Annotated in this window: 20 protein-coding genes and 1 pseudogene; 4 read left to right on the plus strand and 17 right to left on the minus strand. The window is 58.8% G+C overall.

Going from position 1 to position 21,128, the window contains the following annotated elements:
- Positions 1-34: 34 nt before the first annotated feature.
- From CKW19_RS21840 to CKW19_RS21875, 8 genes are all read right to left on the minus strand, one after another.
- A complete protein-coding gene (locus CKW19_RS21840) occupies positions 35-793 on the minus strand; it encodes a TauD/TfdA family dioxygenase (protein ID WP_095059809.1) in 759 nt (252 codons plus the stop codon).
- An 18-nt stretch (positions 794-811) separates the two neighbouring features.
- Positions 812-1,687, minus strand: coding sequence for a branched-chain amino acid aminotransferase (locus tag CKW19_RS21845; protein WP_095059810.1), 876 nt, complete (start codon positions 1,685-1,687; stop codon positions 812-814).
- A gap of 22 nt (positions 1,688-1,709) precedes the next feature.
- The gene (locus CKW19_RS21850; RefSeq protein WP_095059811.1) at positions 1,710-3,050 is read right to left on the minus strand and encodes a KamA family radical SAM protein; all 1,341 of its coding nucleotides are present in this window, start codon (positions 3,048-3,050) and stop codon (positions 1,710-1,712) included.
- A gap of 22 nt (positions 3,051-3,072) precedes the next feature.
- On the minus strand, positions 3,073-3,717 hold the full coding sequence (yfcF, locus tag CKW19_RS21855) for a glutathione transferase (protein ID WP_095059812.1): 645 nt from the start codon (positions 3,715-3,717) through the stop codon (positions 3,073-3,075).
- A gap of 210 nt (positions 3,718-3,927) precedes the next feature.
- Positions 3,928-4,413 carry a cupin domain-containing protein gene (locus tag CKW19_RS21860; protein WP_095059868.1) on the minus strand — a complete coding sequence of 162 codons (486 nt, stop codon included), beginning with the start codon at positions 4,411-4,413 and terminating at the stop codon, positions 3,928-3,930.
- Between the two features lie 82 nt (positions 4,414-4,495).
- A complete protein-coding gene (locus CKW19_RS21865; protein ID WP_095059813.1) occupies positions 4,496-4,990 on the minus strand; it encodes a RidA family protein in 495 nt (164 codons plus the stop codon).
- A gap of 50 nt (positions 4,991-5,040) precedes the next feature.
- Positions 5,041-6,321 carry an acetyl-CoA carboxylase biotin carboxylase subunit family protein gene (locus CKW19_RS21870; RefSeq protein ID WP_095059814.1) on the minus strand — a complete coding sequence of 427 codons (1,281 nt, stop codon included), beginning with the start codon at positions 6,319-6,321 and terminating at the stop codon, positions 5,041-5,043.
- Between the two features lie 42 nt (positions 6,322-6,363).
- A complete protein-coding gene (locus tag CKW19_RS21875) occupies positions 6,364-7,464 on the minus strand; it encodes a hypothetical protein (protein WP_095059815.1) in 1,101 nt (366 codons plus the stop codon).
- A gap of 150 nt (positions 7,465-7,614) precedes the next feature.
- Here CKW19_RS21875 and CKW19_RS21880 point away from each other — a divergent pair, with 150 nt between their 5' ends.
- Both CKW19_RS21880 and CKW19_RS21885 read left to right on the plus strand, forming a co-directional pair.
- Positions 7,615-9,033 carry a PLP-dependent aminotransferase family protein gene (locus tag CKW19_RS21880; RefSeq protein WP_095059816.1) on the plus strand — a complete coding sequence of 473 codons (1,419 nt, stop codon included), beginning with the start codon at positions 7,615-7,617 and terminating at the stop codon, positions 9,031-9,033.
- Between the two features lie 432 nt (positions 9,034-9,465).
- Positions 9,466-9,744: a DUF3077 domain-containing protein gene (locus tag CKW19_RS21885; protein ID WP_095059817.1), complete on the plus strand. Its 279-nt coding sequence runs from the start codon at positions 9,466-9,468 to the stop codon at positions 9,742-9,744.
- A 58-nt stretch (positions 9,745-9,802) separates the two neighbouring features.
- Here CKW19_RS21885 and CKW19_RS21890 read toward each other — a convergent pair whose 3' ends face one another.
- From CKW19_RS21890 to hmpA, 9 genes and pseudogenes are all read right to left on the minus strand, one after another.
- Positions 9,803-10,117 (minus strand): DNA-binding transcriptional regulator, encoded by a 315-nt coding sequence (locus CKW19_RS21890; RefSeq protein WP_075946541.1) that lies wholly within the window; start codon positions 10,115-10,117, stop codon positions 9,803-9,805.
- A pseudogene (locus CKW19_RS21895) lies at positions 10,114-10,457 on the minus strand (toxin). Before CKW19_RS21895 ends, CKW19_RS21890 begins: the two are co-directional and overlap by 4 nt.
- A 137-nt stretch (positions 10,458-10,594) precedes the next feature.
- Complete coding sequence (gene cyoE, locus CKW19_RS21900; RefSeq protein ID WP_095059818.1) at positions 10,595-11,482, minus strand: heme o synthase; 888 nt, start codon at positions 11,480-11,482, stop codon at positions 10,595-10,597.
- A gap of 11 nt (positions 11,483-11,493) precedes the next feature.
- Positions 11,494-11,829, minus strand: a complete 336-nt coding sequence (gene cyoD, locus CKW19_RS21905; protein ID WP_095059819.1) for a cytochrome o ubiquinol oxidase subunit IV — start codon at positions 11,827-11,829, stop codon at positions 11,494-11,496.
- Positions 11,830-12,456, minus strand: coding sequence for a cytochrome o ubiquinol oxidase subunit III (locus CKW19_RS21910; protein ID WP_095059820.1), 627 nt, complete (start codon positions 12,454-12,456; stop codon positions 11,830-11,832). It lies immediately after the preceding gene.
- Positions 12,457-12,459: 3 nt separating this feature from the next.
- Positions 12,460-14,490: a cytochrome o ubiquinol oxidase subunit I gene (cyoB, locus tag CKW19_RS21915; RefSeq protein WP_095059821.1), complete on the minus strand. Its 2,031-nt coding sequence runs from the start codon at positions 14,488-14,490 to the stop codon at positions 12,460-12,462.
- A gap of 3 nt (positions 14,491-14,493) precedes the next feature.
- Positions 14,494-15,429: a ubiquinol oxidase subunit II gene (cyoA, locus tag CKW19_RS21920; RefSeq protein WP_095059822.1), complete on the minus strand. Its 936-nt coding sequence runs from the start codon at positions 15,427-15,429 to the stop codon at positions 14,494-14,496.
- An 832-nt stretch (positions 15,430-16,261) separates the two neighbouring features.
- Positions 16,262-16,771 (minus strand): disulfide bond formation protein B, encoded by a 510-nt coding sequence (locus CKW19_RS21930; RefSeq protein ID WP_095059823.1) that lies wholly within the window; start codon positions 16,769-16,771, stop codon positions 16,262-16,264.
- 290 nt (positions 16,772-17,061) lie between these two features.
- Entirely contained in the window at positions 17,062-18,243 is a 1,182-nt protein-coding gene (gene hmpA, locus CKW19_RS21935) for an NO-inducible flavohemoprotein (RefSeq protein ID WP_095059824.1), read from the minus strand.
- A gap of 147 nt (positions 18,244-18,390) precedes the next feature.
- On the opposite strand from hmpA, the gene norR reads away from it, so the two are divergent.
- Together norR and CKW19_RS21945 are read left to right on the plus strand one after the other, a co-directional pair.
- Positions 18,391-19,941 carry a nitric oxide reductase transcriptional regulator NorR gene (gene norR / locus CKW19_RS21940; RefSeq protein ID WP_095059825.1) on the plus strand — a complete coding sequence of 517 codons (1,551 nt, stop codon included), beginning with the start codon at positions 18,391-18,393 and terminating at the stop codon, positions 19,939-19,941.
- A 279-nt stretch (positions 19,942-20,220) separates the two neighbouring features.
- On the plus strand, positions 20,221-21,123 hold the full coding sequence (locus tag CKW19_RS21945) for a chemotaxis protein CheV (RefSeq protein ID WP_095059826.1): 903 nt from the start codon (positions 20,221-20,223) through the stop codon (positions 21,121-21,123).
- The last annotated feature ends 5 nt before the right edge of the window (positions 21,124-21,128 follow it).

A 21,128-nucleotide genomic window follows, 5' to 3' on the forward strand; every position in this document is an offset into this window, starting at 1 on the left:
GGGGACGCCAAAAGAATAATGGGCGACGGAAAAATCAGGCCAGCCAGTAGCGGGTCAGGTTGCGCGCCGGGTCAGTGTAACGACTGCGGGCATGAATCATTCGCCAGTTGTCCCAAATCAGCAGGCAACCGTCGGGAATCAGCACCGGAACGTTATGCTCGACGAAGTACGCTTCGCCGAGCAGCGCAAATCTGGCCAGTGGAGAAAGGTTGTGGGCGACCTGCGATTGCTGCAACGCCTCTTTCGAAGGATTCACATCGCCGTAGTGAAACTGGTTGTAGCTGAAGCGGAAAATATCCCCGTCTTCGGTCGGCGTAAGGATGTATGCCTTGACCCGGGTTTGCGCCGCTTCGCCCGGTTTGGCGGTGGCGACGAATTCCACAGGCGTGTCGTCGAGCCATTCACGCAGTTCCGGTTCGTATCGCTCAAGCGACTTCAAGAACGCGTAACCGTCGACCAACCCCGTATGCCCGCCCCCGCAGGTCGCCTGCTGATGACAATGCAGCGCCAGATAACGCGGCGGCGGTCCATACACCGGCGCCTCGGTATGCGGACCGATGCCGTTCATGCTCTGCGAATACGGCAGATCTTCGTAGCCCGCTTTGCGGGTGATGGCGAACGCCGTCTGACCGTTGAACTGCGGAATGATCGGACCAAACTCGTGCAAGGTTCCTACGACATCATCGGCAAATTCGTCCGGGGTCAGCACCGTCCAGCCTAGGGTCGATAATTCTTCATGACGATGGCCGAGCGAAACGTAAAGTTGAGACGCAACAATCCCTTGATCTGACATGGCGAGGTTCCTGACAGGTTATTCGGCGTTGACGGTTGAGGTGTAAGCGGCAATGAAGTCGCGGCAGGCATTGCCCGGTCGATAGTGCTGCTGGTCGATGCTCTGCACCGGGGTGATTTCGGCGGCGGTGCCGGTGAGAAAACACTCGTCGAAGTCGCCCAGTTCCGTAGGCAACATCGTGCGTTCAATCACTTGATAGTCCAGCGCCCTGGCGAGTTCGATCACGGTCTGGCGGGTGATGCCGTTGAGAAAACAGTCCGGCACCGGCGTGTGCAACGTCCGGCCTTTGACGAAGAACACATTGGCGCTGGTGGCTTCGGCGACATGACCACGCCAGTCGAGCATCAAGGCGTCGTGGTAGCCGTTGTTCTCGGCGTCGTGCTTGCTCAGCGTGGCGATCTGATAATGCCCGGATGCCTTGGCTTCGAAGGGGCTGCTGCTCGGTGGCGGACGGCGCCACGTCGCGGTTTTCAAGCGAATGCCGGCCATGCGTGCCGCCGGGTCGAAATAGCTCGGCCATTGCCAGCAGGCGATCGCCACATGCACGCGATTGAAACGCGCCGAGGTGGAAATCATCTCACTGCCGCGCCAGGCCACCGGCCTCAGATAGCCATCGACGACGTTGTTGCGATGCAGCAATTGGCGACTGGCCGCTTCGAGCTCGGCGGGTTCAAACGGGATCGTAAAGTCCATCAGCTGCGCCGAGCGATATAGCCGTCCGGTGTGCTCGCGCAACCTGAAAATCCTGCCGTTGTACACGCGCTCACCTTCGTACACCGTGCTCGCGTAATGCAGGCCATGGCTCAGCACATGCAACTGCGCCCGTGACCATTCGACGAACTCGCCGTCGAGCCAGATCACGCCTTCGCGCTGATCAAACGGAATGCCGCTCATATCCTTATTCCTCTGAATCGTCCTACGCCGTTTGCAGCAGGACCGGTATCAATTCGGGCGCCGTTGCGAACTCGTTCTGAAAGAAAAACGAGCGCTCGCCAAACGCCGGTCGCAAGTCATCGAACCAGGTGACGTGCGGATCGAAACGCGCATAGAACGTGCGCAACACCCAGTGCGGATTGCGTGCCTGCAAGAACTGCAAGACGAAGACTTTTTCCCCGACAACGGTCTCGATGCCGTTGATCAACACCTTGCCGTAGAAGGTGCTCATGGACGGCCCGCGCACCGTGCGCGCCAGCCCGGACACCGTGCGATAGGCCGCCTGAAAGATCTCGAACGCCCGGGCCAGCGGCATCGCGAAGTAGTGGCTGGGGCCGGTGTCCCGCTCGACAAACATGTAATAAGGCACCGCGCCGAGCCGCACGCCTTCGGTCCACAGCGCCGCCCAATCGGCCGGGTTTTCGTTGATGTGGCGGATCACCGGCGCCTGCATGCGCACGGTCGCGCCCGTGGCGCGAATGCACTCGATAGCTTGCCGGGCGATGTCTTGGCGGATCTCCACCGGGTGGTTGTAGTGGCCCATGATCGACAGGTTTTTCCCCGCCGCGATAATCCGCCGAAACAGTGCCAGCAACTCCGGTGCGTCCTTGTCGCTGACAAACCGCTGCGGCCAGTACGCCACGGATTTGGTGCCGATACGGATGCTCTTGAGGTGTGGCAATGCCAGCAGCGGCTCGATGTACCCGGCCAGCGAACGGGTGTTCATGATCATCGGATCGCCGCCGGTGATCAGCACGTCCGTGACTTCGGGGTGTACCCGCAGGTAGCTCACCAGCTCCAGGGATTCACGGGCGTTGAACTTCAGTTCTTCCTCGCCAATGAACTGCGCCCAGCGGAAACAGAACGTGCAGTACGCGTGACAGGTCTGGCCGGCACCGGGGAAAAACAGCACGGTCTCGCGGTATTTGTGCTGGATGCCCGGTAGGGCTTTTCCGTCGAGCACGACGCTGTTGTGGGTCAACTGCCCCGCCGGATGCGGATTCATGCGCAGCCAGATCACCTCGATCCGACGCTTGATTGCGGCGTGGTCATCCTGCTCGATCAAGTGCTTGAGCGATGCGTATTCGTCCGGCAACAACATGTCCTTGTGGGGAAAGGTCATGCGAAAAATCGGATCATCCGGGATGTTGTTCCAGTCGATCAGCGTGCCCAATACGTAGTCGTTGGTGCGAAACGGCATGACGCGGGCCACGACGGTCATGGCTTCCTGCAAGGCCGGCGTCAGTCGGTGCCAATACGGCGTGTCGCGAATGGTGCGTGCGTTGTAGGGCTTGTAGCGTTCGTGCTCTGACAGTCCTTGCATGACAGCGCTCCTGATGATCGTTTTACGCGATGGCCGGCGCTTTGCGCGCGATGTCCATCCATGCCCGAACGCTGTCGCGATCCCACTGGCGATGCACATACGCCGCGAGTCGCGAGGGCACTGGATCGCCATTGGCGACCAGTCGGTTGAGCATGATTGCCAGGTCGGTGTCGGCGATGCTCCAGTCACCGAACAAGTGCTCGGCACCCTCCTCCAGCAAACGGTCGGCGACGAAGAACAAGCGCTCGACGGCGGTCTGGGCGTCGTCAGACAGCGGCGTGTCTTTTTTGCCGAAGTACACCAGGTCAAATGGCCGCTCTTTGCGAACGACCAGCAAATCACTGCGCAGCCACGCCTGAAGCTGGCGGGCGCGAGCGCGCTGTCGGGGGTCTTGCGGGTAGAGTTTTTTGGGGCCTGGGGAGAGTTCGTCCAGGTATTCGGCAATGGCCGAGGATTCTGACAGTGCGAACGCCTCATGAACTAACGTCGGAATTTTGCAGGTCAACGAAAGATCACGGTAATTCGCTTGATAATGTTCACGCGTCTTCAAGTCAAGCGTTACAAGTTCAAATGAACGTTGTTTCTCCTTGAGCGCCACAAACGCTGACATTGCAAAAGCGCTGACAAAATCCGCACCAAGATACAGTTTAAACTTTGCACTTTCCATTTAAGGCTCCCTTGCACTAACCGCATTAATCCGTTGCATGTGAAGCGATCGTAGTAAGTCGATCAGGCGCTGAACAGATACAGAAAATGTCTGTTTCTATCGATACAGACACTGAAAAGCGTCAATCACCAGACGGCTTTTTGTGAACACGACAGAAACGAAAAAGGGAGTCAGCGAACGCGGACTCCCTGGTGTGCAGCAGAGGGGGAATTACAGCTGGCGGGGGATCAAACCCACATTGTCGGCATGATTGGAAAGCAGTGCCATCTGCGGCATGTTGCTGATGTTAAGCATGGCCAGCGGCTCGGTGGCGCTGGTATTGGCGAAGCCGTGCCGGGTCCAGGCCGGCACCAGCAACACGTCGCCAGGGCTGATGTTCACGGCATCGGCATCGCCCAAGGTCAACGCGCCGCTGCCGGACTGAATGATGAACAGGTGCCACCAGGCATGCGCATGCCCATCGAGCGTTGAACCGGGTATCAGCCATTGCATGGACACCGCCATTCCGGGGGTCAACTGGCAACCCTCGAGGCTTTTCTCATGGGCCAGGGCAACAATATCAACGTCGCTGGTTTCGAGAGTTGCGCGCATATCGGCCAGTTCAGCCCCCGTCCACACGCGGGGTTTGATCGGCTGTTGTTCTAAACTTTGACGAAAGTCCTTATATGAAAAAAACGCACCTTTAACGTTATTCATTTCCGTTTCCAACATCGTCTGCGCTAATGAGTCTCTTGACCTTAGGCGAACCCTTCAGCACTGTAAAGCGAGCAACTAACACTCATAACACCGACGGCCGCAACGCCACGATCATATCAACTTCAATCGCTGCATTTTTTGGCAGCTGATAAACACCCACCGTGGTCCGTGTATGTTTCCCGGCGTCGCCCAATACGTGACTGAAAACATCCGACGCACCGTTGGCGACTTCACTGAGGTCGACAAAATCTTCCGTGGAGCGCACATACACCGTGACCCGAATCAGCGACTTGATCTTGTCCAGCGAACCAATGGCATCGACGATCAGCGCCAACCCTCGCATCGCGCTGATGCTGGCGGCCGCTTGCGCATCCGCCATGGTGAGGTCTCGTCCCACCCGGCCCGGATAGTGGATTTTGCCGTTCATGCGCGGCACCAGACCGCTGATATACAGTTCATCGTGGTGGCGAATCAGCGGCGCGTAATGCCCACCCGCGGTGTTCTCACCGTAAATGTCATAGCCGAATTCCTTTGCCAGCGCGATGAAGCGTTCATCACAGGTCATGTGTTCAATCATTTACCCAACCCTCTTTTCAGTACTGCAAAAAAAATATCAATCCTGACGACTCAACTCACAGCCCTGGCCGGCGATGCCAGGCTGGTGATACCCACCCTTGATTCGATCGCCTCGGCCAGGCGCAATAGGTCGTCGCTGAGCTGTTCGTAGTGTTCGTTGAACAACACGATGTGGCCGATGAACGAGAAGTTGTCTTTCACCTCGGCGGTGACCGAGTCACCGATTTGCTTGCTCAGCACCGCCTCCACCAGATCGATGTTCATCGACCGGGCCAGCGACTGGACATCCGGCACATCGCGCAAAAGCCCGACAGCCGTCGCCCGGAGCAGGCGAATGCCGCAATAGCCGCGAGGCACCGGATCATGGCTGACGACCTGACCTTCCACGGCCCAGCGAACCCAGCGCTGCCATGGGTCGAAATCGGCGAATGCGCGCTTGGCCAGGTCCCAGATGTGCATGCCGCCGGGGCGCATGTTGGTTTCCACCGCCGAGGTGCGATGGTTGGCCCTGTGGAAAATTTCGTTGTGCCAGGCACCGTTGTCCTGCGAAACCAACCCGGCCATGTGGCGGCCGGCGGCCATCAGACGAATCTGCACATCGGGCGTCAACGGCGCGGGGACCACTTGCTGGATCTCGGCGCGATAGGCCCCTTCGGTGGTGGTTTTTTCGGTGATCCAGGTGCTTCCGGCGACAAAGTCCCAGCTGTATTCGCGAGCGTTCTGGATCAGCTCTTCGAGCACGATTCCGCCCTCGCGATAAGGCTTGAGCGCTTGCCAGGCGTCGTCGCATTCGGACGGGTGACGGATGACGCGGCAGCCGCGGCTGGCACCTTCGCAGGCGGGCTTGATGAACGCCTTGCCGCCCAGTTCGACGACGCGTTGGCGCAGTTCGGCAAGGCTCTCGACCCGAATGGACAACACCGGGCGGTAGTCCTCGGGCGAGGTAGTGGCCGCGGCTTCGAGCCTGCGGAAGATCTGTTTATCCAAACCTGCCCGCGCCTCGGCCGGGGTGATACCAGGCAAGCCGAAATGACTGGCCAGAGCCGCCCCCAGCAACACGCCGCGATCCGAGAACGGCAACACGCCGATCAATTTCCAGCGGTCGGCATTCAGGCAACCGACCACCCATTCAAGGGACGCCGCCACGTCGCTCTCCGCCAGCGATGTGCTGCAGACATGATCGGCCACTTGATCATCATGAGGTTGAATGTGCTCGACCAGCAGGATCAGCCTCGCGTCGTACATCGATTTGCAGAGATCGCGCAGCTTCTGGATATCGTGGACCCGACTGCCGTTGTACCCCACCACCACTACGCATGAAGTCGTATTCATAATGCCCCCGACTTGCAAATTGAAAACCGACGCGGTGATGACTCAGTCATGCAGCGACGCAATGGACTTGCGATTGAGCCAGTACCAGACCAGGATCCCGCCAGCGCCGATAGCGGCCAGCACCAGAGCGTTGTAGGGCGGCGGCATGACCCGCATGATCAGCACCGTCAGCCCGGCACCAACGCCCAGGGACACCTCTTTGACGAACATGTTGTTTTGTTTGACCGAGAAGTAGTCGAGGTGGCTGAACGCGCATTCGGCGATGGACAGCAGCGCCACCCAGATCAACGCGCCGACCAGGGTTTCGACATGGAACGCGGCAGGGACAGACAGCACGGCAAATCCGCCGGCGATGATCCCGATCACCGCCAAGACCTTGAAGCGCCCGGTGCGCTCGATCAGCTTCATGACCGGCACTTGCGCGAAGACCACGACGGCACTGTTGAGGATCAGCATCAGGCCATACCAGGCCGGCAATTCGCCGGTCTCCAGCAGGATCGCCTGCGGCAGGATCGAGAACACACCGAACAGCTTGATGCCCATGATGATGCCGGCAATGATCCACGGCAGTTTGTTGCGCCAGCCGCTGCCTTCCTGGCTGGCCGGACGGGCCACTGCGGCTTCAGTGGTGAACGTTGCCCCCATCGCGATGGGCAGGCACAGCAGGACGAAACTGGCGGCGCCGAGGAAAAACATCGTTGGGGTCAGTAGCGGCGACAGCAAAATGAGCCCTGCCAACAGGCTGCCCATGTTCATGGCGACACGGTTGTAGGCCGCACCTTCCTTGGTTTGCGCCGCTTCGCTCTTGATCAGGTAACCGGCAATCGCAATGCCGTAGGCAAACAACGCCGCGGCAAACATGATGACGCCCTGATTGTGAGTCACCGCCAGCAGCACCAGCCCGAGGGCAGCGCACAGCAGCGTGACGCTCAAGGAACGGCGACCGAGGACCAGCAAGGTCAACGGCAACAGCAATAACAAGGCCCGATAACCCAGGGCCAGAATGCTGTTGGTGGCGGTATCGAGCCAGACGTTGGCCTTGCCCAGCACCGCAAACAGCGCCACGGCCGTGATGATCCGAATGGTGAACAACCGCAGGTTGATCACCGGTTTCGCCACGACGGCGGCTGTTTCTACACTCATCCAACACCTCTTGAACCGGGTGACTGTGCAACCCGGCAACGGTCGACAATCCGCAAACTCTCCAAAGTGATAGTAGAAAGAGATGCCTGTCTTGGTCAGAGCAAGTTCGTATAGAATCCAACGAACTTTACTGCCGGAGAGACCAGTAAAATGCAGGTTCAGCGCGCAGTGATCGCCGCGATCGAGTTCCAGCCGGGTGTGCCGCTGGTGCAGCAGATCGTTGATCAATTGGCCGTGGCGATCAGCCAGGGCGGCCTGCCCCACGGCTCCAGGCTGCCGCCGATTCGCGAGCTCTCCGACTTGATGAACGTGGGTAAATCCACGGTGGTTGACGCTCTGGATCGCTTGCGCGCCAAGGGCCTGGTGGTGTCACGCCAGGGCTCGGGGCACTACGTGCATCGCTCCATCACCACGGTCCAGACCGATACCAGCCCGGACCTGCTCCCGCAAGACACCCCCAGCGTGGTCCGTCGCGCCGTACTTCAGGACAACGGCGCGCTGCGTCCGGGTGCCGGTTTCCTGCCTTCTTCGTGGCTGCCTGCCGAAGAGTTGCTCAAAGCCGTGCGCGGCACCCTTCGCGCGACGGCCCTGCGCATGGGTGAATACGGTAACGCCAGCGGTTACCTGCCACTGCGCCAGGCCTTGCAGGTCAAGATGTCGACCTTGGGCATCGAAGTGCCGGTCGAGCAGATCATCACCACCGCCAACACCGTACAAGCCATCGACATGCAGATGCGCCTGCTGGTCAAACCCGGCGACACGGTGCTGCTCGACGACCCGTGTTATTTCACGATGCACACCAATCTGGCCTGGCACGGCGCCAAGGTCATCAGCATCCGCCGCGATTGCGACGGCATGGACCTGGAAGCGTTCGAGCAACTGCTGATCACCCATCGCCCCGTGCTCTACATGACCAACAATGCCCTGCACAACCCGACCGGGCATTCGTTCACTGCGACGCAGGTTTACCGCTTGCTGGAGTTGAGCCATCGCTACAATTTTCACATCCTCGAAGACGATTTGTACTGCGACATGCAGCAACGCCGAACGCCGCGCCTGGCCGCGAGCGGGTTGGACAACGTGTCTTATGTCTCAGGGTTCTCCAAGACCCTGACGGCCAACAGCCGCGTCAGCTTCGCGGTGGTTTCACCATTACTGGCGGCGCGGATGGTGACCCTGAAAATGGCCTGCGGTGGCATGACCTCGGAAATGGCCGAGCAGATTATCTGCACCATGCTCAGCGACGGCAGCTATGCCAAACACATGCGTCGCACGGTGGATCGGCTCTATGAGTCGAACAGCCGCGTGGCGGCGTGGCTGGGCGAAGCCGGGTGTTCGGCGTCGTCGCTGCCCGGCGAAGGTTTGTACATCTGGACGCGATTGCCGGATGGATTCCAGGCCGAGTCCCTGGCCAGAAAGGGCCTGGAAATAGACCTGGTTTTGGCACCGGGAACCTTGCTCAGCAAAGCGGCGGATGCCAATCAGTTTCTGCGGTTCAACGTGGCGCACAGCGATCACGTGCAGGTGCGGGAGCGGTTTTTCCGATTGCTGGACAAGCCCCAAAAATAACCGACCACCGCCTATCCCCTGTAGGAGCGAGCCTGCTCGCGATAGGGCCGTCACATCCAGCATCAATGTCGCCTGACACACCGCCATCGCGAGCAGGCTCGCTCCTACAGGGGGTTTGCGCTGTCCAAACGACCGCTGACACCCCCGGCCACCAGATCGCTACGATTGCCGAGCTCACCCTCGCCGACTAACTTCGACCCGTCGCTGCCAATTCAGCGACCGGGCCTGAGAACCCGGGTAATATATCGGCGCCTCAATGTCGAAACACGATTACAGACTTTTGGATATCTGACTTCGTGCAATGGCGGCTGTGCGTGGGAGGCCTTCGGGTCTGCCGGTTTCTATATTTCCCGGTTCTCAGCCTGCGCATAGCTGCCACCCATTCGCCTGAGAACGAATGGGGCAGCTCTACTGAAATATAGGAGTTGCTCAATGACCAATCCCCAAGACCTGAAAACCATCGGCCTCACCCCTTTCTCCTACCTCGCTAACGAACCACTGTTTCGCATCAACCGTGGAGTCCCGATCATTCAGGCCCTCTCACACGCCTCCGACCTGCTCCACCTCGCCAAACTGCTCGCCTCAGACGCCGCCATGGTCCGCGACTCCGACCGACACGCCTGGGCCTCGCATTTTTTGCAGGACATGAGCAAAGCAATCATCGACGACGTGGTGAAGGTGCTCGATGCACCGTGTAACAACCGCACGTAAATGAAAAAGCCCCGCCATTCTTTCGAAAGCGGGGCTTTTCAGGTGTTCGCTGACTCAATCAAACCACTGCCAGTCGATCCACCATATCCGGGAATTTCTCCACCAGCCTGATCAACAAGGCAGCCTGAGCGTTGGGCTTCGACTTTTCCTGCTCCCAGTTTCTCAAGGTGCTGGGGCTGGTTCGAATACGTTTGGCAAAAACCGCTTGAGACATGTGCAGCTTTTCCCGTAGCGCGACGATTTCTTGCGCCCCCACTTCTGGAGCCGGAATGTCCTCGATGGACGTATTGCGTAGCGTAATCTTGCCTTCGCGTTGAGCCGCCATCTCATCAACGCCCTGCATCAACTCTGCAAACAGGTCGCGTTTTTTCATGGGGTACCTCGTTTTTTCAACTCTGTCTCTATGGCTTTCTTGAGCACCTTCTCTTGGTCGGCGGTCAAGTTCTCAAGCTCATCTTTGTCATAAATTGCAAACATCCAGAACTGGCCATCATTCATAAGCCAATAATAGATAACCCGCAAGCCACCTCGCCTACCTTTACCTCGGCGTCCATCTGCCCAGCGCAGCTTTCGGAACCGCCTGTTCGAGGCATGACATCACCCGCTTGCGGGTTCAACTGCATGTGCGACTGCAAAGCACGATACTCATCGTCCGTCAGATAATCGCCAACGGTTGCAGTGAAGGATGTGGTTTCGAAGAATACGGTTCGCATCAGCAAAATATAGTCAACTTGCTTATAGTCATGCAACCGACGAATCATCTTCCTGACGAGCAGTCCTTGCGATTTGCCCCAACAAAAAGCCCCGCTCTTCTCTCAAAGGCGGGGCTTTTCTTTACAGCATCCGACGCTTAAGGCGCGTACGTCAGCAGCAACTCACTCGGCACTTTGAAGTCCAGGGACATCATCACGCTCAACGCGGTAATGGTGAAGATCGAGAACACGAACAGTTTGCGTGCCCAGACCGTGTCATCCACTGCCTTGTAGCCGGTCCAGGCCATGTACAGCCAGTACATGCCCATGGCCGCGGCGACGGCGAGGTAGCTCATGCCGGCGTAGCCGCTGAAGGTCAACATCAAGGTCGCCACGAGGAAGGCCAGGATGTAGAGCAGGATGTGCTTCTTGGCCACCTGGATGCCGCGCTTCACTGGCAACACCGGAATCGATGCGGCCAGGTAATCGTTGAAGCGGAAGATCGCGATGGCGTAGGAATGCGGCATCTGCCACAGGCTGAACATCACCAGCAGGGTCAGCGCGGCCATGTCGAAGGTGTTGCTGACGGCGACATAACCAATCACCGGCGGCATGGCGCCCGACAGACTGCCCACCAGCGTGCCGTGAACCGACTTGCGCTTGAGGTACAGGCTGTAGAAGCCGACGTAGATCACGAAGCCGATGACCGCGAACAAAGCAGCCAACGGGTTTGCCACCTTGTACAACAGCGCAACGCCGGCGACACCCAGGACGGTCGCATAGATCAGGGCCAGTTTCAGGGAGATCAAGCCCTGAACCAGCGCCCGGTTCTTGGTGCGCTCCATCTTCAGGTCGATGTCGCGGTCGATGCAGTTGTTGAACACGCAACCGGAGGCAACCACCAGGGACGTGCCGATCATCGCGGCCAGGAAAATGGCCAGATCGACATGCCCTTTGGAGGCCAGGAAAAATCCGCCTGCCACAGAAAGCACGTTACCGAAAATGATCCCCGGTTTGGTGATTTGGATAAAGTGCTTGAGGGACATGCGGACTTACCTCACTTCGCCATCATGAACGTGTGGATGCTGAACATGATCCACAGCGACAGGCCAACCAGCAGGACGATCACGATCGCGGCGAAGACAAACGCAATCACGTTGTTACGCTGAGCGGCCGAGCGGTCCAGGTGCAGGAAGTACACCAGGTGCACCAGCACCTGGATCACGGCGAAGACCAGCACGATCAACAGGGTGATCGACTTCGGCAGCGATGGGTACATCACCAGACCGAACGGGATCAGGGTCAGGATCACCGACAGGATGAAGCCGATGGCGTAGGACTTGACGCTGCCGTGACCGGCGTCGTGGCTGTCATGGGAGTGTGTGTTAGCCATTTACATAGTCCCCATCAGGTAAACAACGGTGAATACGCAGATCCACACAACGTCCAGGAAGTGCCAGAACAGGCTCAGGCAGCTCAGACGGGTCTTGTTGGTCGCCGTCAGGCCTTTTTTCTGCACCTGATACATCATGATCGCCATCCAGATCAGACCGCTGGTCACGTGCAGACCGTGGGTGCCGACCAGGGTGAAGAACCCGGACAGAAAGCCGGAACGGCTAGGGCCGTAGCCTTCGGAGATCAAGATGTGGAACTCGTTGATCTCCATGCCGATGAAGCCGGCACCGAACATGAAGGTCAGGGCCAACCAGCCCAGGACCTGTTTCTTGTTGCCCCGGTAGAACGCCAGCATGGCGAAACCGTAGGTGATCGAACTGAACAGCAGCAGAGCGGTTTCGCCCAGTACGTATGGCAGTTCGAAGATGTCGTGGCCCGACGGGCCACCCGCTACGTTGTTAACCAGTACCGCGTACGCCGCGAAGATCGACGCAAACAGAATGCAGTCGGTCATCAGGTAGAGCCAGAAACCGAATACGGTCATCTCGCCCGAGTCGTGGTGATGGTCATCATGCCCATGTCCATCGACATGGGTGTGTCCAGCATTGGTCACTAAGTTCGACATGGTTTAAGCCTGTTCCAACGAGGTTTCAACACGGGTGGCGGTGGCCGGGATTTTCCCTGCCGCAACCAGACGCTTGTGCTGCTCGGCTTCGATGCGTTCGATCACGTCGACCGGCACCATATAGCCTTGATCATCACGGGCCGCGTGGATCACGAAGTAGATCACGGTGCCGGCCAGGCTAGCGATTGCCAGCCACCAGATGTGCCAGATCATCGCGAAACCGAACACGGTCAACAGAGCACCCATGACCACACCGGTCGCGGTGTTGTTTGGCATGTGGATCGGCTGGTACTTGGCCGGGGCCTTGTACGCGGTGCCGTCTTCCTTGGCTTCGGTGAACGGATCGACGCAGTCGGCTTTTGGCAGTACGGCGAAGTTGTAGAACGGAGGTGGCGACGAGGTCGACCATTCCAGGGTGTGTGCATTCCACGGGTCGCCGTGCTCGCACATGTTTTCCGGCTTGTTGCGGTCACGCACGCTGACGTACAACTGGATCAGCTGGCAAGCGATGCCGACAGCGATCATCACCGCACCGAACATGGCGACGTACAGGTACGGCACCCACTCAGGGTTGGTGGTGGCGTTCAGACGACGGGTCATGCCCATGAAGCCCAATACGTAGAGCGGCATGAACGCGACGAAGAAGCCGGTAATCCAGAACCAGAACGCTGCCTTGCCCCAACCTTCGTGCAGCTTGAAGCCGAACGCTTTAGGGAAGTAGAACGCGAAGCCTGCGATGTAGCCGAATACCGCGCCGCCGATGATCACGTTATGGAAGTGCGCGATCACGAACAGGCTGTTGTGCAGAACGAAGTCAGCACCCGGGATGGCCAGCAGTACGCCGGTCATGCCGCCGATGGCGAAGGTCACCATGAAGCCCAGGGTCCACATCACCTGACTGGTGAAGCGCAAACGGCCCTGGTAGATGGTGAACAGCCAGTTGAATAGCTTCACACCCGTCGGGATGGAAATCAGCATTGTCGCCAGACCGAAGAAGGCGTTGACGCTGGCCCCCGAACCCATGGTGAAGAAGTGGTGCAGCCAAACCATGAAGCCCAGGATCGAGATTGCGCCCGATGCGTAGACCATCGAGTGGTGGCCGAACAGTTTCTTGCCGGTGAAGGTCGAGATGACTTCGGAGAAGATACCGAACGCTGGCAGGATCAGGATGTACACCTCAGGGTGACCCCATGCCCAGAACAGGTTCACGTACATCATCGGATTGCCACCAAGTTCATTGGTGAAAATGTGGAAATCCATGTAACGGTCAAGCGTCAGCAGTGCTAGGGTAGCGGTCAGGATCGGGAACGAAGCCACGATCAGGACGTTGGCCCAGGTGCAGGTCCAGGTGAAGATCGGCATGTCCATCAGCTTCATGCCAGGGGTACGCATTTTCAGCACGGTGGCCAGGAAGTTGACCCCCGTCAGCGTTGTCCCCAGACCCGATAGCTGTAGCGCCCAGATGTAGTAATCCATCCCCACGCCAGGGCTGTATTGCAGGCCCGACAGCGGCGGATAGGCAACCCAGCCGGTCTTGGCGAATTCGCCGACGCCCAGGGACAGGTTGATCAGCACCACGCCGGACACCAGCAGCCAGAAGCTCAGGGAGTTCAGGAACGGGTAGGCAACGTCACGCGCGCCGATCTGCAGCGGCACTGCAAGGTTCATCAGGCCGGTGAAGAATGGCATCGCCATGAAGATGATCATGATCACACCGTGAGCGGTGAAGATCTGGTCATAGTGTTCAGGAGGCAGGTAGCCAGGCGAACCCTCGGTGGCCATGGCCAGCTGGGTACGCATCATGATGGCGTCGGCAAAGCCGCGCAGCAGCATGACCATGGCGACGATGATGTACATCACGCCGATTTTCTTGTGGTCGACCGACGTCAGCCACTCGGTCCACAGGTAGGTCCACTTCTTGAAGTAAGTGATACCCGCGAACAGTGCCAGACCGCCGAGCGCGATCATGGCGATGGTCACCATTACGATCGGCTCGTGGAACGGGACCGCTTCCCAACTTAATTTACCAAACATCGTTTACTCCTCTGCCCCGGCAGCTGAATGCGAGTCCATGTCCGTAGCGGCCACTTCCTTCTCTTTCTTCTCGTGCTTCACTTTCGGACCTGGTTTCATGCCTTCGTACTTGTCGACGATGGTCTGGAACAGGTTCGGCGTCACCGAGGAGTAGAGCTCGACTGGGTTGTTCTGGCTCTGCTTGGCAAGGGCTGCGTATTCAGCTTGTTCAAGCTGTTTAGGTGCCTTTTTGACTTCGCTTACCCAGGCGTCGAATTCTTCCTGGGAAGTGGCGATCGCCTTGAATTTCATACCGGTGAAACCGGCGCCGCTGTAGTTGGCGGAGATACCGTCCATTTCAGCGTTTTCGTTGGCGATCAGGTGCAGCTTGGTCTGCATGCCTGCCATCGCGTAGATCTGGCCGCCCAGCGCAGGGATGAAGAACGAGTTCATCACGGCGTCGGAAGTGATCTTGAAGTTGATCGGGGTGTGTGCCGGGAACACGATCTTGTTGACCGTGGCGATGCCTTGTTCCGGGTAGATGAACAGCCACTTCCAGTCCAGCGCGACCACTTCGATGGTCACCGGCTTCACGTCGGATTCCAGCGGCTTGTACGGGTCAAGGGCGTGGGTCGACTTGTAGGTGACGTAACCCAGGGCAATGATGATCAGCACCGGAACAGCCCACACCGCGATCTCGATCTTGGTGGAGTGGTTCCATTTCGGGGTGTAGGTAGCGTTGGTGTTGGACGCGCGGTATTTCCAGGCGAACAGGAACGTCATGACGATGACCGGAACCACGACCAACAGCATCAGCAGCGTTGCGGTGATGATCAGGTTTCGCTCGTCCAGACCAACCTGGCCCTTGGGATTGAGCAAGGTCATGTTGCAGCCTGACAGCAGCAACGTGCCGATCAGCGGCAATAAGCCTAGTAGTCTGGGGTACCTGTTTTTACTCATCTCACGACCTCTAAAGCAGCTTGCGCAATGCAGTTGGGTTTTGATCGCCAACACTTCACCCTGCCAAGGGTTGGCATTTTTCTTGGATTGAATAAGGGCCTGCCCGTCGTGCGTCAGACGCGTTTCGACAAATCCTGGGCTAGCGGTGAGTTCTTATTCGAATTCGTGGTCAAAGGCCTTGTTACAGACCAATTCCATTTGGTGCGGATAGTTGGAGGCACCGACACCTGGGCGTCGCGTGAAGCTCTCTCGACACTTCTCCTGCTCAGCACCTGGTTAAGGATTGAGCAGTGCCGGGAATTCAGTGCGGGCGATTGTAGATATGTAACGTTTTATAAACCATGTCTCATCCCGAAATAATTTTTATCCGAACCGGCAACAATCATTCACCATTTTCGTAAAAGTGGCGCATCTTATCGAAATACATTCTCAACAAAAACACCAAAATTAGTAGGTCTACCTTCCGCGATTCAGACAGGTCGGAAGGCTTTGCCGGCGCCCACGACCTCGCCAGAGCCCCTATGTCACAAGGGCTTTGGCAATTCGTCAGGCATTGTTAAAACGGGCTGTTTCAGATCGACATGACTAAATCGTGAAATTCCCGAATGCGGCCAATTCCGTTACGTAATCAGGCGCTAATCCCGCACTCTGTAATGCCCTGCGACACACGCACTGTGACAACGTGTCGCACACGTGTCGCACCCTCGACTGACGCCTGTCACGGTCTTCTCACTCGAGCCCTGAAATGCGTTCGCCCATACGAAAAAGCCCCGGCCCTTTTATCGAGGGCCGGGGCTTTTTTTGTCCGACAAAAATGCGTCAGCAGCAGACCTTAGCGCAGTGCTTTACGGTTTCGCGAGGTCAGCAGCGGTACCAACACCACGATCAGCACGAAGGCGAACAGCGCCCACTGTGCCAGCGACAGACCGAGGATCGGCGGGTACGGCGTGGAGCAGAAACCGTCGACCTGAAAGCCCAACGGGAAGATCTTCGCCAACGGCAGGCCATCTACGATCGGTTGCAGCACATCGATGCCGCAGCTGACCGCCGGATAGAACTGGGTATAGACGTGATGCCCGGCAACGCCGACACCGGCCAGCGCGCAGATCACCACCAGGGTCTCAAATACCGTGATGCTGCGACGCGAACGCATGGCCGCACCAATGAAGGCAAAGATTGCGATCAGCAGCAGCGCATACCGTTGCAGGATGCACAGCGGGCAAGGCGCTTCGCCCAGGACAATTTGCATGTACAGCGCACCGCCGATCAGCGCCAGGCAAATGATGCCCAGCAACACCAGATAGCGCCGTTCACGGCCCAACCGCATGGTTTCCTCGCTCATCGTGTTTCCCTTCAATATCCGAATGCCCGCCAGTCTACACGCTGATCCGGACCTTTGAGAGTCAGGAACGTGTCCGGGGGATTCGGGGGAATAAACGATAAGGCGGTTAAGAAGGGATTAACTTTCCAACTTTCTTCAGCTCAAGACCGAGGTGATGCAATCGCCGGCAAGCCACGCCCACAGAGTTTTGTGTCGGTCCTGATAGATGGGAACGACACAAAACCCTGTGGGAGCGTGGCTTGCCCGCGATGAAGGCGACGCGATGAGTCTGGATCACCGCGCCCGCCGACTTACTCCAGCGCCGCAGCCGGCCCGAAGAACTCGTAACGGCTCTGCTTCTCCGGCACACCCAAGGCTTTCAGGTGGCGTTTGACGGCCGCCATGAAACCTTTCGGCCCAAGGAAATAGGCATCCAGATCGCGCTCTTGCGGCAGCCACTCATGCAACTGCTGCTGACTCAACAACCCGACCTTGTCCGCCGCCGGGCTCACGCCGTCATCCTCGGAGTAGCAATAGAAGCGCTTGAGTTGTGGATGACGCTCGGCCAGCCCGTCGATCCAGTCACGGAAGGCATGGACACTGCCGTTGCGTGCGCAGTGGATAAAGTGAATCGGCCGCTGGGTTTGCAGCGCCGCTTCGAGCATCGCAATGGTCGGGGTGATGCCGACACCGCCACTGATCAGCACCAACGGCTTGTCGCTGGCACTCAAGGTGAAATCGCCCGCTGGCGGGAACAATTGGATGCTCGCACCGACTTGCAACTGATCGTGCAGGAAGTTGGAGGCACGACCACCCGTTTCACGCTTGACGCTGATGCGGTACTGGCCCTTGTTCGCCAGCGCCGACAGCGAATAATTGCGACGGATTTCTTCGCCATCAAGGGTCAGTTTCATGCCGATGTACTGGCCGGGTTCAGCCGCCAGAATCGGGCCTTTGTCCGCCGGCTCGAAGTAGAAGGAGGTGATTTCCGCGCTCTCTTCAACCTTGGCCGCGACGAAGAATTCCCGCGCTCCGCGCCAGCCGCCCGGTGCTTGTTCCTTTTGGTCATAGATGCTGGCTTCGGCACCGATCAGGATGTCCGCCAGTTGACCGTAGGCCGCGCCCCACGCCGCAATCACTTCTGGTGTGGCGATTTCTTCGCCCAGCACTTCGGCGATGGCCCGCAACAGGCAGCTGCCGACAATCGGGTAGTGTTCCGGCAGAATCTGCAGGGCCACATGCTTGTTGATGATCTTGGCCACCAGGTCGCCCAACTGGTCGAGCTGGTCGATGTGGCGCGCATACATCAATACGCCGTTGGCCAGCGCCCGTGGCTGATCACCGCTGGCCTGGTGGGCCTGGTTGAACAACGGGCGGACTTGCGGGTATTCGGAGAGCATCATGCGGTAGAAGTGAGTGATCAGCGCTTCACCACCGCTTTCGAGCAACGGCACGGTGGATTTGACGATGGCACGGTCTTGAACGCTCAGCATAAGGTGACTCCAGGACGACTGACTGTTTGCTGTATACGTATCAGTTTCCATGCCAACTATTAAATCGTTATAAATCAACAGCTTGATAACTCTATAGTCATTTAGACACGACGTGCTTTATAGTCATACCGACTACATGGAGTCACTATGACTGCAAAATCCCTGCTGACCGCACTCTTGCCACTGGTCTCTGACCTGTCCCGCGAACTCCCCGAAGGCGAGCGCTATCGACGCCTGCTCGAAGCGATGCGCGCCCTGCTCCCGTGCGACGCGGCCGCGCTGCTGCGCCTCGATGGCGAATGGCTGGTGCCGCTGGCCGTTGACGGTTTGAGCACCGACACACTGGGCCGACGCTTCAAAGTCAGCGAGCACCCGCGTTTCGAAGCGCTGCTTGCCAGCCCGGGACCGACCCGTTTCGCCGCCGACAGCGATCTGCCCGACCCGTATGACGGTTTGGTCGATGGCCTGGATGATCATCTGGAAGTCCACGACTGCATGGGTTGCCCGCTGTTTATCGATGAGCGTCCGTGGGGTTTGCTGACACTGGACGCCCTCGACCCCGAGCGTTTTGAACCGATCGAACTGGATGCCCTGCAAGCCTTCGCCAGCCTAGCCGCCGCGACCGTCAACGCCGCAGAACGCATCGAGCGATTGAACAATCGGGTGGAGGACGAGCACCAGCGCGCCGAGGTCTATCGCCAGGCCAGCGGTCAGCAGACTCGCGAGATGATCGGCCAGAGCAAGGCGCACAAGCGGCTGGTGGAGGAAATCAATCTGGTCGGCGGCAGCGATCTCACCGTGCTGATTACCGGCGAAACCGGGGTCGGCAAAGAGCTGGTGGCCCAGGCCATTCACGCCGCCTCGCCCCGCGCCGACAAGCCGATCATCAGCCTCAACTGCGCCGCACTGCCGGACACCTTGGTGGAGAGCGAGTTGTTCGGCCATGTTCGCGGCGCCTTCACCGGGGCGATGAATGACCGTCGCGGCAAATTCGAACTGGCCAATGGCGGCACGCTGTTTCTCGATGAGGTCGGCGAGTTGTCGCTGACGGTCCAGGCCAAATTGCTGCGCGTGCTGCAAAGCGGTCAATTGCAGCGACTGGGCTCGGACAAGGAACATCAGGTCGACGTGCGCCTGATCGCGGCCACCAACCGCGACCTGGCCGAAGAAGTGCGCAGCGGCCGCTACCGTGCCGACTTTTATCATCGCCTCAGCGTTTATCCACTGCTGGTCCCGGCCCTGCGTGATCGCAGCCGTGATGTGCTGTTGCTCAGCGGCTACTTCCTGGAGCAGAACCGCTCGCGCATGGGCCTCAACAGCCTGCGCCTGAACGCCGATGCGCAGGCGGCACTGCTGGCCTATGACTGGCCCGGCAACGTGCGCGAACTGGAGCACCTGATCGGCCGCAGCGCCTTGAAAGCCTTGGGCAGCTGCAAGGAGCGACCGAAAATCCTCAGCCTGAGTGCGGCCGATCTGGACTTGCCCAACGCCAGCGCCGAAACCGCCGAAGTACAACCCGCCGCTGCCATGATGGATGCCGTAACGGGCGATTTGCGCGAGGCCACCGAGCGTTACCAACGCCAACTGATCGGCGCCTGCCTGGAGCGGCATCACCACAACTGGGCCAGTGCGGCCCGTGAGCTAGGCTTGGATCGGGCGAACCTGGGGCGGATGGCCAAGCGGTTGGGGATGAAGTAAATGAGTGTATCTGGCGATAGCCACTTCTGTGGTGAGGGAGCTTGCTCCCGCTCGGCTGCGCAGCAGTCGTATTTGTTGCCGCCGAGCTCTGCCTGATGGAATGCAGGGGGGAGTGCTTCGCCCTCCAGCGGGAGCAAGCTCCCTCGCCACAAAGTTTCACCGTTTGGTCCGAGATGAGGCACTCCCCCTAAAGCCTGCCCCAAACAAGTCGATAACCCGGCATCAATAGCTGTCGTCGATCCCGCGACAGCCCATCACCTTTTTCCCGAGAAGGTTCTTATGTCCACCACCAAAGCCCGCGCAGATTCACTTTCGCTTCTGCTGTTTACCTTGCGCAGCGGCAAGTTGATGGCGATCAACCTGCTCAAAGTCAGCGAAATCATTCCCTGCCCGCCGCTGACCAAGCTGCCGGAGTCCCATCCCCACGTCAAAGGCATCGCCACGCTGCGCGGTGCGTCGCTGTCGGTGATCGACCTCAGCCGTGCCATCGGCGAGCGGCCGCTGGAAGACCCGAACGGCGGCTGCCTGATCGTCACCGACGTCAGCCGCTCCAAGCAGGGCCTGCACGTGCAAGCCGTGAGCAAGATCGTTCATTGCCTGACCACCGACATCCGCCCACCGCCCTTCGGTTCGGGCGGCGGGCGGGCGTACATCACTGGCGTCACCTCGGTCGATGGCACGCTGGTGCAGGTGCTGGACATCGAAAAAGTCATCCACGGCATCGCCCCAGTGCAAATCGAAGCAGCCCCGACCGAACTGAGCATGGAAGACGCCGAAATCCTGGGCAGCGCGCGAATTCTGGTGGTCGATGACAGCCAGGTCGCCCTGCAACAATCGGTGCACACCCTGCGCAACCTCGGTCTGCAATGCCACACTGCCCGCAGCGCCAAGGAAGCCATCGACTGCTTGTTGGACCTGCAAGGCACTGCCCAGCAGATCAACCTGATCGTCTCGGACATCGAAATGTCGGAGATGGACGGCTACGCGTTCACCCGCACCCTGCGCGAAACCCCGGATTTCGCCCACCTTTATGTACTGTTGCACACCTCGCTGGACAGCGCGATGAATGCCGAGAAAGCTCGAGTGGCGGGAGCAAACGCGGTGCTGACCAAGTTTTCATCACCAGAACTGACCCAGTGCCTGATCACCGCGGCCAAGGCTGTCGCCGAGCAGGGTTATTGAGTCTT

This window comes from Pseudomonas sp. Irchel s3f7, from assembly GCF_900187615.1.
In the GTDB taxonomy this organism is placed as follows: domain Bacteria; phylum Pseudomonadota; class Gammaproteobacteria; order Pseudomonadales; family Pseudomonadaceae; genus Aquipseudomonas.

What these genes read in the sequence shown, in the direction of transcription:
- CKW19_RS21885 (WP_095059817.1), top strand. Translation starts at nt 9,466, where the DNA reads ATGACCAATCCCCAAGACCTGAAAACCATCGGCCTCACCCCTTTCTCC.
- CKW19_RS21860 (WP_095059868.1), bottom strand. Translation starts at nt 4,413, where the DNA reads ATGAATAACGTTAAAGGTGCGTTTTTTTCATATAAGGACTTTCGTCAA.
- CKW19_RS21875 (WP_095059815.1), bottom strand. Translation starts at nt 7,464, where the DNA reads ATGAGTGTAGAAACAGCCGCCGTCGTGGCGAAACCGGTGATCAACCTG.
- CKW19_RS21840 (WP_095059809.1), bottom strand. Translation starts at nt 793, where the DNA reads ATGTCAGATCAAGGGATTGTTGCGTCTCAACTTTACGTTTCGCTCGGC.
- cyoD (WP_095059819.1), bottom strand. Translation starts at nt 11,829, where the DNA reads ATGGCTAACACACACTCCCATGACAGCCACGACGCCGGTCACGGCAGC.
- CKW19_RS21880 (WP_095059816.1), top strand. Translation starts at nt 7,615, where the DNA reads ATGCAGGTTCAGCGCGCAGTGATCGCCGCGATCGAGTTCCAGCCGGGT.
- CKW19_RS21850 (WP_095059811.1), bottom strand. Translation starts at nt 3,050, where the DNA reads ATGCAAGGACTGTCAGAGCACGAACGCTACAAGCCCTACAACGCACGC.
- cyoA (WP_095059822.1), bottom strand. Translation starts at nt 15,429, where the DNA reads ATGAGTAAAAACAGGTACCCCAGACTACTAGGCTTATTGCCGCTGATC.
- yfcF (WP_095059812.1), bottom strand. Translation starts at nt 3,717, where the DNA reads ATGGAAAGTGCAAAGTTTAAACTGTATCTTGGTGCGGATTTTGTCAGC.
- cyoE (WP_095059818.1), bottom strand. Translation starts at nt 11,482, where the DNA reads ATGTCCCTCAAGCACTTTATCCAAATCACCAAACCGGGGATCATTTTC.
- CKW19_RS21945 (WP_095059826.1), top strand. Translation starts at nt 20,221, where the DNA reads ATGTCCACCACCAAAGCCCGCGCAGATTCACTTTCGCTTCTGCTGTTT.
- CKW19_RS21910 (WP_095059820.1), bottom strand. Translation starts at nt 12,456, where the DNA reads ATGTCGAACTTAGTGACCAATGCTGGACACACCCATGTCGATGGACAT.
- CKW19_RS21865 (WP_095059813.1), bottom strand. Translation starts at nt 4,990, where the DNA reads ATGATTGAACACATGACCTGTGATGAACGCTTCATCGCGCTGGCAAAG.
- CKW19_RS21845 (WP_095059810.1), bottom strand. Translation starts at nt 1,687, where the DNA reads ATGAGCGGCATTCCGTTTGATCAGCGCGAAGGCGTGATCTGGCTCGAC.
- hmpA (WP_095059824.1), bottom strand. Translation starts at nt 18,243, where the DNA reads ATGCTGAGCGTTCAAGACCGTGCCATCGTCAAATCCACCGTGCCGTTG.
- CKW19_RS21930 (WP_095059823.1), bottom strand. Translation starts at nt 16,771, where the DNA reads ATGAGCGAGGAAACCATGCGGTTGGGCCGTGAACGGCGCTATCTGGTG.
- cyoB (WP_095059821.1), bottom strand. Translation starts at nt 14,490, where the DNA reads ATGTTTGGTAAATTAAGTTGGGAAGCGGTCCCGTTCCACGAGCCGATC.
- norR (WP_095059825.1), top strand. Translation starts at nt 18,391, where the DNA reads ATGACTGCAAAATCCCTGCTGACCGCACTCTTGCCACTGGTCTCTGAC.
- CKW19_RS21890 (WP_075946541.1), bottom strand. Translation starts at nt 10,117, where the DNA reads ATGAAAAAACGCGACCTGTTTGCAGAGTTGATGCAGGGCGTTGATGAG.
- CKW19_RS21870 (WP_095059814.1), bottom strand. Translation starts at nt 6,321, where the DNA reads ATGAATACGACTTCATGCGTAGTGGTGGTGGGGTACAACGGCAGTCGG.